At 62.1% G+C, this 13,342-nt stretch carries 16 protein-coding genes and 1 pseudogene; 5 read left to right on the forward strand and 12 right to left on the reverse strand.

The annotated features are described in order from the left end of the window. Positions 1-28: 28 nt before the first annotated feature. From ABIE58_RS13570 to phnE, 4 genes are read left to right on the forward strand one after another with little or no spacing between them, the layout of a single operon-like run. A complete protein-coding gene (locus ABIE58_RS13570) occupies positions 29-1,885 on the forward strand; it encodes a cytochrome c peroxidase (protein ID WP_502950098.1) in 1,857 nt (618 codons plus the stop codon). Beyond that, on the forward strand, positions 1,885-2,760 hold the full coding sequence (locus tag ABIE58_RS13575) for a phosphate/phosphite/phosphonate ABC transporter substrate-binding protein (protein WP_354545252.1): 876 nt from the start codon (positions 1,885-1,887) through the stop codon (positions 2,758-2,760). The genes ABIE58_RS13570 and ABIE58_RS13575 overlap by 1 nt, the downstream gene beginning before the upstream one ends. Then, positions 2,757-3,539, forward strand: coding sequence for a phosphonate ABC transporter ATP-binding protein (locus tag ABIE58_RS13580; protein WP_354545253.1), 783 nt, complete (start codon positions 2,757-2,759; stop codon positions 3,537-3,539). The genes ABIE58_RS13575 and ABIE58_RS13580 overlap by 4 nt, the downstream gene beginning before the upstream one ends. Then, positions 3,539-4,297 carry a phosphonate ABC transporter, permease protein PhnE gene (gene phnE / locus ABIE58_RS13585; protein WP_354545254.1) on the forward strand — a complete coding sequence of 253 codons (759 nt, stop codon included), beginning with the start codon at positions 3,539-3,541 and terminating at the stop codon, positions 4,295-4,297. Before ABIE58_RS13580 ends, phnE begins: the two co-directional genes overlap by 1 nt. 3 nt (positions 4,298-4,300) lie before the next feature. On the opposite strand, the gene ABIE58_RS13590 is transcribed toward phnE, so the two are convergent. Together ABIE58_RS13590 and ABIE58_RS13600 are read right to left on the reverse strand one after the other, a co-directional pair. Beyond that, a complete protein-coding gene (locus tag ABIE58_RS13590) occupies positions 4,301-4,810 on the reverse strand; it encodes a L,D-transpeptidase family protein (protein ID WP_354545255.1) in 510 nt (169 codons plus the stop codon). 66 nt (positions 4,811-4,876) lie between these two features. After that, entirely contained in the window at positions 4,877-7,240 is a 2,364-nt protein-coding gene (locus ABIE58_RS13600; protein ID WP_502950099.1) for a heavy metal translocating P-type ATPase, read from the reverse strand. A 196-nt stretch (positions 7,241-7,436) separates the two neighbouring features. Here ABIE58_RS13600 and ABIE58_RS13605 point away from each other — a divergent pair, with 196 nt between their 5' ends. Beyond that, positions 7,437-7,709: a hypothetical protein gene (locus ABIE58_RS13605; protein ID WP_354545257.1), complete on the forward strand. Its 273-nt coding sequence runs from the start codon at positions 7,437-7,439 to the stop codon at positions 7,707-7,709. Between the two features lie 46 nt (positions 7,710-7,755). Here ABIE58_RS13605 and ABIE58_RS13610 read toward each other — a convergent pair whose 3' ends face one another. From ABIE58_RS13610 to ABIE58_RS13655, 10 genes and pseudogenes are all read right to left on the reverse strand, one after another. After that, entirely contained in the window at positions 7,756-8,421 is a 666-nt protein-coding gene (locus ABIE58_RS13610; RefSeq protein ID WP_354545258.1) for a L,D-transpeptidase, read from the reverse strand. Positions 8,422-8,629: 208 nt separating this feature from the next. Continuing rightward, positions 8,630-9,153: pseudogene (locus tag ABIE58_RS13615) on the reverse strand (hypothetical protein); the annotation flags it as partial. Positions 9,154-9,384: 231 nt separating this feature from the next. Further along, positions 9,385-10,125, reverse strand: coding sequence for a cytochrome c biogenesis CcdA family protein (locus ABIE58_RS13620; RefSeq protein ID WP_354545259.1), 741 nt, complete (start codon positions 10,123-10,125; stop codon positions 9,385-9,387). After that, complete coding sequence (locus ABIE58_RS13625) at positions 10,122-10,613, reverse strand: hypothetical protein (protein WP_354545260.1); 492 nt, start codon at positions 10,611-10,613, stop codon at positions 10,122-10,124. Before ABIE58_RS13625 ends, ABIE58_RS13620 begins: the two co-directional genes overlap by 4 nt. Next, positions 10,610-10,996: an SCO family protein gene (locus ABIE58_RS13630; RefSeq protein WP_354545261.1), complete on the reverse strand. Its 387-nt coding sequence runs from the start codon at positions 10,994-10,996 to the stop codon at positions 10,610-10,612. The genes ABIE58_RS13625 and ABIE58_RS13630 overlap by 4 nt, the downstream gene beginning before the upstream one ends. After that, positions 10,993-11,307: an SCO family protein gene (locus ABIE58_RS13635; RefSeq protein WP_354545262.1), complete on the reverse strand. Its 315-nt coding sequence runs from the start codon at positions 11,305-11,307 to the stop codon at positions 10,993-10,995. The genes ABIE58_RS13630 and ABIE58_RS13635 overlap by 4 nt, the downstream gene beginning before the upstream one ends. After that, the gene (locus tag ABIE58_RS13640; protein WP_354545263.1) at positions 11,304-11,603 is read right to left on the reverse strand and encodes a hypothetical protein; all 300 of its coding nucleotides are present in this window, start codon (positions 11,601-11,603) and stop codon (positions 11,304-11,306) included. The genes ABIE58_RS13635 and ABIE58_RS13640 overlap by 4 nt, the downstream gene beginning before the upstream one ends. A gap of 82 nt (positions 11,604-11,685) precedes the next feature. Beyond that, complete coding sequence (locus ABIE58_RS13645; RefSeq protein ID WP_354545264.1) at positions 11,686-12,198, reverse strand: TlpA family protein disulfide reductase; 513 nt, start codon at positions 12,196-12,198, stop codon at positions 11,686-11,688. Then, positions 12,195-12,791 (reverse strand): DsbE family thiol:disulfide interchange protein, encoded by a 597-nt coding sequence (locus ABIE58_RS13650; RefSeq protein ID WP_354545265.1) that lies wholly within the window; start codon positions 12,789-12,791, stop codon positions 12,195-12,197. The genes ABIE58_RS13645 and ABIE58_RS13650 overlap by 4 nt, the downstream gene beginning before the upstream one ends. Then, the gene (locus tag ABIE58_RS13655) at positions 12,788-13,213 is read right to left on the reverse strand and encodes a c-type cytochrome (protein WP_502950100.1); all 426 of its coding nucleotides are present in this window, start codon (positions 13,211-13,213) and stop codon (positions 12,788-12,790) included. The genes ABIE58_RS13650 and ABIE58_RS13655 overlap by 4 nt, the downstream gene beginning before the upstream one ends. Positions 13,214-13,342: the final 129 nt, after the last annotated feature.

Below are 13,342 nucleotides of genomic sequence, written 5' to 3' on the forward strand. Positions count from 1 at the left end.
CGTGGTGATAAGAGATTTTGTGAGAGCGTTGTTCGCCACGTTGGCCAGTGTGTTCATATTCTCCGGGCCTGTTGCTGCGACACCTGCCAAGGAGGCCCCTTGGCTTCCCGAGGCGGCGGCCTACCGGCTGACGCTTTTTCTCGGAAATCTCGAGCCGTTGCCTTGGGACGAGATCGAAGCCGCCTGGACCGAACCCTACCGGGGTTCGGAATTCTCCGTCGGTGCGCTGGCGTGGCTGGACAGCGAGAGCGACGACGCACCAGACTCTCTTCGGGACGCTATCATGGGCGAGAACCGGCAGGTGGTTTTCGCCGAGGCGACCCGGCTGATCGCGGACAGGATCGAAGAGGAACTGGACCGGGCTCTTTCGGCCGAAGACTCGGCGACCACGCAGCAGGCCGTTCGGACGGCTCGGGAGCTCTATCGTGCGTTCGCGGACGGCATTGCCGCCGCCGATCCAGAGGCTGCGCGCCGCATCGGCCTCGCCTGGCTGGAACTCAACAGCAGCACAGGTTCCGCCGGCGTCCTTGGCGCGGGCGCAACACCTGCCGATCGCGACACGATGGCGGTCGCGCGGGCGGTCATCTCCGGATATCTCGCGGAGAACTACCTCATTGACGATTTCGCTCCGCGCCAGATGTTGAGCGCCTTGCCCGAAACCGCTGTGCTCGGCGGCCGCGCCATCGAGGTGCCGCCGAGCCTGCCGCCCGGATCCGACATCTTCGATCAGGAACCGCTGCCGCGTCTCGTCCTCAACTTCGAGGAACAGGGCATCGACGAGACCGATCTGCCGCTCGTCGCCTACGGCGACATGTTGTTCGACAGCGCGCAAATCTTCGGCAGCCCGGCGCGCGACCTCGGGCTTGCCTGCGCGACCTGTCACAACCGCTCTGACGTGAACCAGCGGCTCTTCATCCCCGGCGCCAGCCATCAACCGGGGGCGATCGACGTCGACGGCGCCTTTTTCAACCCGATCTTCAACGACCGGCGGGATGACCCGCTCGACATACCAAGCCTGCGCGGATTGCGGTTCACCGGCCCCTATGGCCGCGACGGCCGTTTCGCCTCCCTGCGCGATTTCTCCCGCAACGTGATCGTCAACGAATTCGGCGGCGAGGAACCGACACCTTTCATACTGGACGCGCTGGTCGCCTACATGCTCGAATTCGACTTTCTGCCGAATTCCATGTTGACGCCGGACGGTCAACTGACCGACGCCGCTCCCGAGGCCGCCCGGCGCGGCGAAGCGGTCTTCAACACGCCGTTCGCGGGGCTCGGCGACCGTTCCTGCGCCAGCTGCCACGTCCCCGACGCGAACTTCCTCGACCGGCGGGCGCACGACATCGGCTCTGTCGCGCCAGCCTATGAAGGTGCCCGCGTCGGTGCGATGGACACCCCCACGCTGCTCGGCACCGCCTATACCGCGCCGTATTTCCATGACGGATCGCTGCCGACCCTGGCCGCTGTCGTGGACTGGTTCGACGAGGCGAAATCGCTTGGGCTGACCGAGGCGGAACGGGCGGACCTGACCGCCTATCTGGAGACCGTGGGCGCGGCGGACGAGCCTTATGAAGCCTTCGATGCGGAGAACACCGCCTTCCGGCTTGCATTCTCCGAGCTGACGACCTTCGCCTCGACCCTCGATACGCTGCTGCCCCGACGGGACGCGGAGCACATCCTGCTGTTGACCGATACCGTCGCCGCGGACCTCGCAGCCGACACCAGCACAATGTCGAACCTCGAAGCCCGGCCCGAGGTTTATGCGCTGGCCGCGCGGTTGGCCGAGGTCGGCGCCGCCGTGCGCGATGAGGACTGGGCCGCCGCCGAGGCAAGCTGGAGCGCGTTCCAGACCGAGGCCGATGCAATCAATGAAAGGGCGTTCTGATGGCGATCCACCTGAACCGCCGAACGGTCCTGATCCTGGCTGGTGCAAGCGCGGTGTCTCTGGCGACCCCGCTGGCCGCACAAGATGCCACGTTGCGGCTTGCCTTCATCCCGCAGGAGAACCCGCAGAAGCTGCTTGGCGACATCGAGGCCATCACCGGCTGGCTGGCTGAGCAGATCGGCGTCCCCGTCAAAGGATTCGTCACCATCGACCATGCCGCAGCAGTCGAGGCGTTGCGGAACGGCGACGCGGATATCTCCTTCATGGGCGCCCTGCCCTTCGTTCTGGCCGAGGCCGAAATCGGTGCCGTACCGCTTTTGTCAGAGGTCTACCGCGACGCGCCGAGCTACACGGGCCGTATCTTCGTTCGGCGCGACAGCGGCATCGGCGCGCTCGCCGACCTGCGCGGGCGCGACATCGCATTCGCCGATCCGATCTCGGAATCCGGCTACCTCTACCCGCTCACCGAGTTTGTGAAGGCCGGGCTGATCGAAGGCCCCGGGGAAGCGGAGGCATTCTTCGGTCGCATCTTCTTCGCGGGCGGCTACCAGCAGGCCATGCAGGCCATGGCCGAGGGCCTGGTGGATGCTGCGGGCGCGAGCCAGTACGCAGACCTTCTTCTGACCCCGACGCAGCAGGCTGAAGTGACCTGGATCGCGGAAAGCGTGCCAATCCCGAGCCATCTGGTGATCGCGCGTCCGGGACTCGACGCCGGCCTACAGGACCGGTTTATCGACGCGATGCTGCGGCTCAATGAGCCGGAGAACCGCGACAGGCTGCGCTATCTTTACGGCCCGGATGGCTATGTCAGGGCAGACTCCACGGCGTATGAAGGTGTGCGCGACATGGCGCGGCGATACGGGCTATTGAAATGAGTACTGCCGCCCAAATCGACGACCTGAGCTTTGCCCATCCGGGCGCCGACCTCCCGGCGCTGGAGCGGGTCTCGCTTCGGGTTCCGGCTGGCGAAACCATCGCGCTGCTCGGTCCGTCCGGCGCGGGGAAAACGACGCTTCTGGCGCTGCTCGACGGCAGGCTTCAGGGGTGGCGCGGGCGGGTATCGGTTCTGGGTGCGCCGCTCTATCCCGATCATCCGCCGACACGCGCGCACCGCCCGGATACCGGCTTCGTGTTTCAGGAATTCGCGCTGGTCGAACGCTCCACGGTCCTGCGCAACGTCCTCAACGGCCGCCTGGGACGCATGCCGCCCCTGCGGGCCTTTCTGGGATCGCCGACCTGGCGCGATCTGGAGATTGCGCGCACAGCACTCGCCGATTGCGGCATCGGCGATCTCGCCGAACGCAGGGTCGACAGTCTCAGCGGCGGGCAGCGGCAGCGCGTGGCCATCGCGCGGTGTCTGGCCCAGGAACCAAAGCTTATCCTCGCCGACGAGCCGGTGAGCAATCTCGATCCCGCACGCGCGGGCGAAATACTGTCGCTGCTGACCGGGACAGCGCGCGCACGCGGAGCAACGGCTTTGTTTTCGTCACACCAGCCCGACCTCGCGCGGCGTTTCGCGCAGCGTATCATCGGCATTCGTGGCGGGCGGATCGTCTTCGATGTGCCAACCTCCGAGCTGAACGAGGATGCAACAGCGGATCTCTACATGGAGACAGAGCCAATGCCCGGTATCGGCCTCCGGGCGGTATCCTGATGCGGTTTCGCGGGTTCGGCAACTTCGCGGCCAGCGGTCTGATCGCCGGTGCAATTCTCTGGTCCTTCGCTACGACCGATGTCGAACTGTCGCGCCTCACGTCGGCCGGTTCGCGGATCGCCGATTTCCTGGGCCGGATGCTTCCACCGGACCCGACGGTGATGCGTGAAATTTTGAAGGGCAGCGCGGAAACGCTGAGGATCGCGATCCTCGGCTCCCTTGGCGCGGTGATCCTGTCGGTCCCGCTCGGCATTCTCGCGTCCGAGACAATGGTACCGCCGGCGCTCTATCGACCGGTTCGAACGCTGCTGGCCTTCATCAGGGCTATTCCACTGCTCCTCGTGGCCATGCTCATGGTGGGCGCTGTCGGCCTCGGTCCGCTGCCGGGCATCATCGCGGTCGCGTTTCATGCGACGGGGATGCTCGCCAAATTCTATGCAGAGGCGATCGACGGTGTGTCCCGCGCGCCAATCGCTGCGCTGGAAAGTGCGGGTGCCGGACCGCTCGCGCGGCTCAGACACGCGATCTGGCCCCAGATGGCGCCGGTCGTCGCCCGCGACACGATCTTCCGGTTCGAACTGAACCTGCGAGAGTCGCTGATCCTCGGGATTGTCGGCGCGGGCGGGATCGGCTTTTACATCCAGACCTATGTGCGCTCTTTCCAGTACGACAAAGCGGCCAGCGTTACGATTGCAGTCGTCTTCATGGTCATCGCAATCGAAGCCATCAACATCGCGCTGCGCCGTCGCTTTGCTTGACCATCAGGCATAGATGTCGATGGATGTCCCGTCCCTCACCATTGCGTAAATTTCCTCGATCTGTTGGTCCGTGACGGAGATGCAACCCGCCGTCCAGTCACGGACATTCATGGGGTCGATCCCACGCCTCGAGCCGCCGTGAATGAAGATGTCCTTTCCCGGAGATCGGCCTTGCGCCTCTGCAAACTCGATATCGACCTCGTTGGGATATGAGATGCCGATGGAGAGGTGGAAAAGACTGTCCGGGTTACGCCGGTCAATTAGGTAGGAACCCTCCGGCGTACGACCGTCCCCCTCGAACTGCTTGTGACCTTCGGGCGCGAAGCCCAATCCGATGGGATAGGTCCGCAAAACGTCACTCGCCCCGTCCAAGACCAGCAACCGCTGCGCCTTGTACATGCGCAGCCGGGTCACCTCGGGTCCGTTGTACGACCGGAACTTGCTGGCACAGCCCGACAGGAAGGCTGCAAATCCACTAAACAGAAAGACCCGTCGTGGAATTCTGGTATTCATCACTGCTCGACGCCCCTTGTGCGAGGTCTGCTTGATAACAGACGTTACTCTACCGAAAGCGCCGGATCAATGACCGTGGGCCAGCGCTCCCTTCGCCATCTGTTCGCCCACCGGTTCACCGCCCGAAGGCCCGGTCTTGACCCGCTCGCCGTTCAGAAGCCGAAGCGCGTTGGCGACGACAAGCAGAGACACACCCACATCCGCAGCGATAGCGCCCCACATCGAGGCCATGCCGAACGCGGTCAACCCGACAAATACCGCCTTGGTTGCCAGCGAGATGCCAATGTTCTGATGAATGATCGTCATGGCCCGGCGCGAGTGGCCGATGAGCCACGGCACTTTGCCGATATCGTCGGTCATCAGCGCGATGTCGGCCGTCTCGATGGCCGCGTCCGATCCTACAGCCCCCATGGCGATGGCATAGTGCGCCCGCGCCATGGCCGGTGCGTCATTCACACCGTCACCGATCATCGCGACCATGTCGTGGTTCGCGACGAGTTCTTCGATGGCTGTCACCTTGTCTTCTGGCAAGAGCTCAGCGCGCACCTCGTCGATGCCGACCTCGGCCGCCACGGCACGCGCGGTGCGTTCGTTGTCGCCTGTCAGCATCACGATCGTCTTCACTCCCTGCGCGTGCAGCCGCGCAACGATCCCCTTGGCATCGGGGCGGATGCGGTCGCGAAGCTCCAGCACGCCGGTCACGCCGGTCCCGTCACCCACGGCCACAAGGGTGCTCCCTGCCCCTTCGATCCGGTCACGGAGATCCGCTGGAATGGCATTGCCGAACCCTTTCTCCTCGGCGAACCGATCCGAGCCGAGCCAGATAACGCGCCCATCGGCGCGTCCTTCCAGCCCGCGCCCGGGCACGGTGCGTGTGTCCTCTGCGGCAGACACGGAAACACCATCGGCTTCGGCGCGCGCGAGGATGGCGCGTGCCAGCGGATGCGAGGATCGCGCCTCTAGACTTGCTGCCAGCTTCATAAGATCGCGCGCGGAGGCTTCGCCCAGTGGGTGAATTGCCGCCACCTCGGGTTCGCCCATCGTGATCGTTCCGGTCTTGTCCATCGCAAGCGCCGTGGTGCGCCCTGGTGCTTCGACATAGGCGCCGCCCTTGATGAGCACCCCTGCTCGCGCCGAGGCGGTGAGCGCCGCGACGATGGAAACCGGCGTCGAGATGACCAGCGCGCAAGGGCAGGCGATGACCAGAAGCACCAGCGCGTTGTAGAACCAGTAGTCCCAGGCGCCGCCCAGCAGGAGCGGCGGCACCAACGCGATCGCGAGCGCCAGCGCCATTACGATGGGTGTGTAGACGCGCGCGAACTTCGCAACCCACTGCTCGACCGGCGCGCGGCGGGCATGGGCATCGCCCACCATGCGAATGATTTTCGCAAGCACCGTGTCTGAGGCTGCCTTGGTCGCCCGCACCGTCAGCGTGCCCTCGCCGTTGATCGTACCGGCATAGACCTCATCGCCCCGTTCCTTTGGCACCAGTGCGCTTTCGCCGGTGATAGGGGCCTGATCGACGGCCCCTGCCCCGTCCACGACCTCACCGTCGAGGGGGATACGGTCACCGCCGCGCACGACAAAACGATCGTCCACGGCGACCTCTGCTGCTGGAACGTCTACCTCACTGCCATCCGGTCGGATCACCCGTGCCGTGGGCGGCGCAAGATCGAGCAGCGCGGAAACCGCGTTGCGCGCGCGGCCCACGCTCCAGCTCTCCAGAAAAAGCGACAGCGAGAAAAAGAACGCGACCGTCGCCGCCTCGAAAAACTCACCGAGGCCAATGGCGCCCGCAACGGCTACAACCATCAACAGGTTCATGTCAGGAGAAAACCGTCGCGCAGAAGACCAGGCCTTGGGCGCAACAAGCCAGACGCCGAAAAGGATCGCGACGGCGAAGAGCCCCGCTTCCGCCATGGGCATCGGCGCCTCGCCATGCCCCGCAAAGAGTCCGAGCGCGCCACCCATGCCGGTTTCGACGATATGGAAAAGGAAACCCGCCGCCCAGAAGCCGCCGCTCAACGAGGTAAAGCGCTTCTGACGCGCCAGATGCGCCGCCTGGTCCTTAGCTGCGTTGTCGGCATCCCATGGCTTCGCGCTCATGCCGGTCGTAGCGACCAACTGCGTGATTTCGTCGTCCGAAATCCTCTCCGCGCTGTCGAGGATGGTCATCCGTCCGTTGATCACATCGAACGCAAGATGCTCTGTTCCGCCGACCTTCGGACCCACGACCCGATTCAGGATCGCCACTTCTTCGGCACAATCCAGGCCAGAGACCTGGAAGTTTCTTCCGCCGGACGGCGCGGGAGACTGCGGAGCAACCTCTCCACATGACTTGCCGGTCCCACAGCACGACGCTTCTTGAGCGTGCGCGTGGTCGGCTGCGTTGGAGTGGTCGTGGTCGAGACTGTGGCTTTTGGATGACATAAAATACCCCGGGATTCGCTGAGACCAAATTGATATAGCAGCTACAGCAACTAGAGCTTCAAGATAGAAATTGCGTTTGTTTTTAAATCGGCTCAAGCGAAAAGAGGAAGGCGACAGCCTCCTCGCAACTTGTGACCGAACGGGCGGTGTGCCAGACTGATCGGAACCAACAATATGTGAAGTCTCAGAGGTTTGTATGTGGAAACGAAAGAATGCCGTCGCAGCGGGGCTCCTGTTCATCGCCGGATGCGCAGCCCCGACATCTGAGTCCCCTGGCGATTTGAACGAGGTCGGAAACGTTCCCGAAGCTGTCGCTAACCTTGCTGCTCCCAATCAGGACCTCACTTCGGCAAGGCTTCGCCCGGAAGACGGTTGCTATTGGTATGAGCATAGCGGCCCTGTGGAAACGACCCTAGTGCCGCTGCGCGCAGTTGGCGGCAGTCCTATTTGCACCGCCCGCCAGTCGTAAGGTTCAATAGAGCATGTCTTCAGGTGTGGCCGCTACCGATACGGCATCAACTCTGCCTGACTACGCTATCCTCAGCCGAGTAAAGGAACGCTGTCGAGCCAGTTTTCACGTTGGGATAAAGGTCATTGATATGCGCCATTACCATCCGAACGCAGCCGGAACTCGCGCGCCCGCCGATGCTACTCGGATGCGGCGTGCCATGTATCCTTAGATAGGTGTCCCGGTTGCCGACATAGAGGTAGAGCGCTCGCGACCCGAGCGCGTTTTCGGGCCCTGGCTCCATACCGTCAGCAATATCCGCGTAGAGTTCCGGGTCGCGGTCGATCATGTTTTGTGTCGGCTGCCAATGTGGCCATTTCACCTTGCGCTTGATCGTATACGTGCCCGGCTCGTAAAGTTTGCCACGTGCAATTGCTACGCCATACCGCATCGCCGTGCCGCCTTCTTCGATGTGGTACAGATAGCGCGCAACTGCATCGACATGGATGTCACCGGGTACAAGTCCGTCCTTCACTACGACCCGCTGTGGCAGGAAGCGAGGATGCAAACCCCAAGGGTTGGACGTGGCCGGGTCGTAGCCAGGCGGTGTGACTTGAGCGTCCCAAGCGGCTTTTTGCACCTCGGTAGGCCACGTGTCTGCAAGGAGCGGACTGCAGATCGACGCTGAAAACAGCGCGGTCGTCGTCTGGATGAAGTGGCGTCTTGTAAGCATCTTTCCTGATTCCTTTCCTGGACGAACAGCAGCCTAAGCCCTGCTCTGAACGAGTTACTATTCGTCCAAGACAAGGTAAGGACGATATCGACTACGTCCCAAGTGCCGTTCTTTGTCTGTGATCCTAACTCCTAAAGCTCCTAGAGGTTCAAGAAAAATTTCTGTGATCACGGCATGTCGTCAGCGTCACACTTTCGACCTGGGAAGACTAAGGTCGGTAGGTTGGAACAGCAGTCCGCCACATCCGAAACCGACCCTGCCCTGTCACCTCTCGGATCAAACCCCGTGTTTCCATCCACGCGAAATTGCGTTGAACTGCCGCCCAGCGTGCACCCGTCTGGGTTTCGGCCATCGGGGCGGCCGGCAGGGGCCATTCGGTTAGGACCCCGCGTAAGGCGGGCGGCGTGCGGCCCGACAACGGGGTCATCACGGCTTCCGCCCGTTCCGCCCAGGCCTCGATGTCGTCTAGGTGGCGCATAGCGGTCAAGGTTGCACTACCAATTCCGTCGAGCCGTCGACTAGCGGGCCACCGGCGCTCAACGCCCCAGCCTCGCCCATGGCCAGCGGCGCAAAGGTCGCATCTTTCCGATCGCTTACTGCGATCCGGTCTGCTGTGACTGCGGCTTACATTTGGTCTCCCTGTTGACTGAGATCCGCGAGGCTCCACAGGTGAAACCCCCTATAGGCGTGGTTGATTGGGTGCAGGCCGCTCGCAGCCGTGATCAGGTCGAGTGTCGCGTTGCCCTTAAATCTGAGACGCGGTGCGTTTAGCCTAGGATTTTGCCCTTAGAGGCGAGATTCTGGAGCCATCGCGCGATATTTTTCCATTTTCTGCACCGATCTACTCAACTCTGTATCGGATTTATGGGTAATAGTACCGGATTTAAGGGCAAAATCTTACATTAGGGGCAATGCACGATCATTGATTCTCCAAAGCGACAAGGAGAGTTGATCACTGGCCCGTCAGCCGATAGTCGCAAGAAAGGGAAACGTCCCCAGCAGCCAATAGGCAAACCGTGACAATTGCCCGGTCATGATGGCAACGCCCATGATGATCATGGCAACACCCGCGCCCTTGTAAAGCCAGCGACCGGCCTTGCCAATCTGCCTGACCCGCGCAGCGATGGCGTCGGTGGACAGGGCTGCCAGCAGGAAGGGCACGCCCAGCCCGGCGGAATAGATCGACAGCAGCCAGATGCCGTCCGACATACCGCCGGAGGTCGAACTGAGCGTCAGGATCGCGCCGAGGATCGGTCCGATACAGGGAGTCCAGCCGAAGGCGAAGGCCAGCCCCAGCACGTAGGCCCCGAGCGGACGGCCCCCGGGGAGATCAATATTAAAGCGGGTATCGCGCGAGAACACATCCAGACGAAAGACACCCAGCATGACGAGCCCGAACAGGATGATGATCGCCCCGCCCAGATAGTTGAGCTCAGTGCGCCAGGTCAGCAGCAGCGACCCGAGCGCGCTGGCCCCGGCCCCCAACGCGACAAAGACCGTGGAAAATCCCAGAACGAAGCAGGCGCTCAGCCCAAGTGCCCCGGCGCGTGCCCGCAAGCCGACCGATCGCGTCGTGCGCAAGTCCGGCTGGCCCGCGATATAGGAGACATAACCCGGCACAAGCGGCAGGACGCAGGGCGACAGGAACGAGATGGCTCCGGCCATGAAGGCCGCGAAAATGCCGATGCCGGAGATATCCATCATGTTTCACGATCGTTGTTGAAGGGCCGCAAGGCCCACCAGAACGCGACCAGCGGGATCGAGATCCATTGCAGTACGGGCGACAAGCCCGCATCAAGGACTGGAATGATCGGCATCAGGTTCGAATAGGCCCAGGCCGCGCGGATCACGATGTTGAGCCATTCACTGAACAGCGTGTAGCCCAGCCCCAATACGACTGTCAGGACCGTCACCGAACGCCGCGTTGCAGCGATATGGGGCCATCCGCGCCCGATCAGCATCAAGGCAAGCATCAGCGCGCTCATGGCGATCAGGATATCGCCACCCGTGCAATGGACGGCCGCGAAAACGATCTCGCCCCGGGTGCCCTCGTTCCAGATCGTGTAGAGCGGCATATGCGCGAACTCCCAGGTCAGATTGGCCGGAATGATCACCGAAAAATACCGACGCTGTGCTGTCAGCGAAATGCTGTCCGTCGAGGACAACCTGACGCCAGTCGCAACGACACTCATTGAAACACCTCGGTTAGCCGGTCCCACCAGCTTGGCTCCTGGCGTCGATGCTGAGCGTTGTTGATCAACTCACTGACATAGAGGATGAGGTTCACGTTCTTGAACTCCATGCCGTGGAACTTTGCGGCGGACCGCCCGCCGATATCCACGACATGGGTGACCGCTCCGTGCATCATCATGTCGCTGTCGGCGGTCTTTGTGAATTCCAGCCCATAGTACCGCGCCAGAAGACGCGTCGCGTCGGTTGCCTGATCAGGCCGCTTGGTCAAAATAACCCAGTTGGTGGGGTCGAGCCCATGCCGATCCGCGTAGTCACGAAGGACGTGCGGCGTGTCATTCACAGGATCGGTCGTGATCGAAATGAACTGCACCAGATCCTTCATCGGCCGTCGTTGATAGAAGCCTGAATGGCCGCGATCTTTTCGGAGTGGAGCGGGCAGATATCCGGGCAATTGGCGTAGATGAAGTGCAGGATGACCACCTTGTCGCTGAAATCCGACAAGCGTACGAAATTGCCCTCGGAATCCTGTAGTTCGAAACTAGGGGCCTGCGCCGCGTCGATGGCCTGGAAGTACGGCTCCATCTCGAACATGCGCGCATCCAGGTTTTCCCCGGGATGATTGGCGAAAGCTGAAGAATAAATCGTGGCGGCCAGTGTCGCCAAGGCTGCGCGACGCGTCAGAAAAGTGTTCAAGTGTCGCCTCTTTCGGGTTGAATGGCATTGGCGGTTCCCGCATCATTGCATTTGCTGCCGGACCCACCCTTCATGCACAGACCCAGGCCGCACATCGCGGCACAGGGAGCCAGCGAGACCAGAACCGGCGCGAGCCCGATCGCTGTGAGCCATCCCCAGTTGAGGGCCATGCCGCCCCCCATCACAGTTGCCGCACCGACGAACAACAATCGTCCGCGCGTTAGCCACCTGGGCCAGTTGCCAGCTTTTGCGATGTCAGCGGAGTTAACACCGTTAGAGGGTGATATGTCGGTCATCCGGAAAATCCTTTTGATGTTTGAAAAACATTCATTCCAGTAACTGGAAGGTCAAGCGTAGGCAGACGAGTATTTTGGGGTCTCATTCGATAAAATCCCGCAAGAACGACACCATGTCAGGATCATCCCATTCGGCCGGACCGACCAACCGCCCAAGTTCCTGCCCCTGCGCGTCGATCAGGATCGTCGTCGGCAAACCCACCGTGCGCAGCGCAGTCGCCGAGAGCATGGTCTTGTCGACATACATCTCGAGATTGGTGACACCGATCTCGTCGTAAAAGCGCCGCACGACGGGTGATCCTGCCCTGTCGATGGACAGCGCAACCACCTCAAAGCGATCACTACCAAGTTCCGCCTGAAGCGCATCCAGCGTCGGCATCTCCTCGCGGCAGGGCACGCACCAGGTTGCCCAGACATTAACGAGGATCACCTTGCCGCGAAAATCCTCCATATCGCCGCGACTGCCGTCCTCGGTCAGGTAGCGCACATTGGCGACGGGCTGCGGCACGTCGTGCAAGGCAAACCCCTGCGGCCCGGCAAAAGCCACGCTGACGGACAATGTCCAGGCGACGAGCGCCAGTTTGAGATGTTTCATGGCATTGACTCCTTGTCAGCTTGGGTTTTCAGATCACGGACGATCGGCAACAGGGTATCCTGCAAGATCGTCCGCGTGATGGGGCCGACATGTCGGTAGACGATGGTGCCATCGGGCGCGATGACGAAGGTTTCGGGCACGCCGTAAACGCCCCATTCGATGCCGGCGCGTCCGTTGATGTCGGCCCCGATACGATCGTAGGGATCGCCCAGTTCGTCGAGCCATGCCCGCGCCTGCTCGGGTGGATCCTTGTAATTGATCCCGTAGAGCGGCACTTCGGCTGTGGCGCTCAATTCCATGAACAGCGGGTGTTCCGCACGGCAAGGCACACACCACGAGGCGAAGACGTTCACCAGTGAGACATGGTCGATCAGGTCCTGCGTCGAAAGACTTTCCTCGCGGCCGATCACCGGGGGAAGGGCAAATTCCGGCACAGGTTTGTCAAGAAGCGCCGATGGCAAGTCGTCGCCACCCCTGAAAAGCCCCCAGCCGAACAGGACCATGAGGGCAAAAGCTACCAGCGGCACCAGCACAAATCCGGAGATGATGCGCCGCGACACGGGTTCGGTTTTGCTGGCGAGTTCGTGGGTCATGGTTGCGCCTGTTCATCCGCGAGGGTGCGGCTTTCCTGCGACGCGCGGATCCGGTCGGGCCATGTGCTCTTGATGTAGTCGATGACCGCCGTGATCTCATTGTCTGTCAGCACGCCCCCATATCCGGGCATGTCGCTTTCGTAACCGTTCCCGACAATCGCCGCCGGTCCGCGTTTCACGATGTCGAACAATACGCGGTCGGGATGGTGCCAGGTATGGCCCGACACATCGTGCGGCGGGGCAGGCAACCTTCCGTTCGGCAGTCTGGAGCGCCATTCAGGTTGCCCCTCCAGGTTTGCCCCATGGCAACTGGCACAGTTCTCCTGATAGAAGCGCTCGCCCATGAGCAAGTCGCTCTGCGCCGAGACGGGCGAAACTGTTGCGGCGAGCAGGAAAGCTGAGAGCCTAATGGTGTTTTTCACTGCGCTTCCGCCTTCTTGTTGCGAGCCACATAAAGAGGACGATGAGTGCCGCGAGCAACGACAGGACAAGCAGGACGCAAAGCGCCCAGATCAATCCCATCGACATCAGGCTGTCGCCGCTGCTGGCAC

This window comes from Roseovarius sp. MBR-78, from assembly GCF_040547535.1.
Lineage (GTDB): Bacteria > Pseudomonadota > Alphaproteobacteria > Rhodobacterales > Rhodobacteraceae > Roseovarius.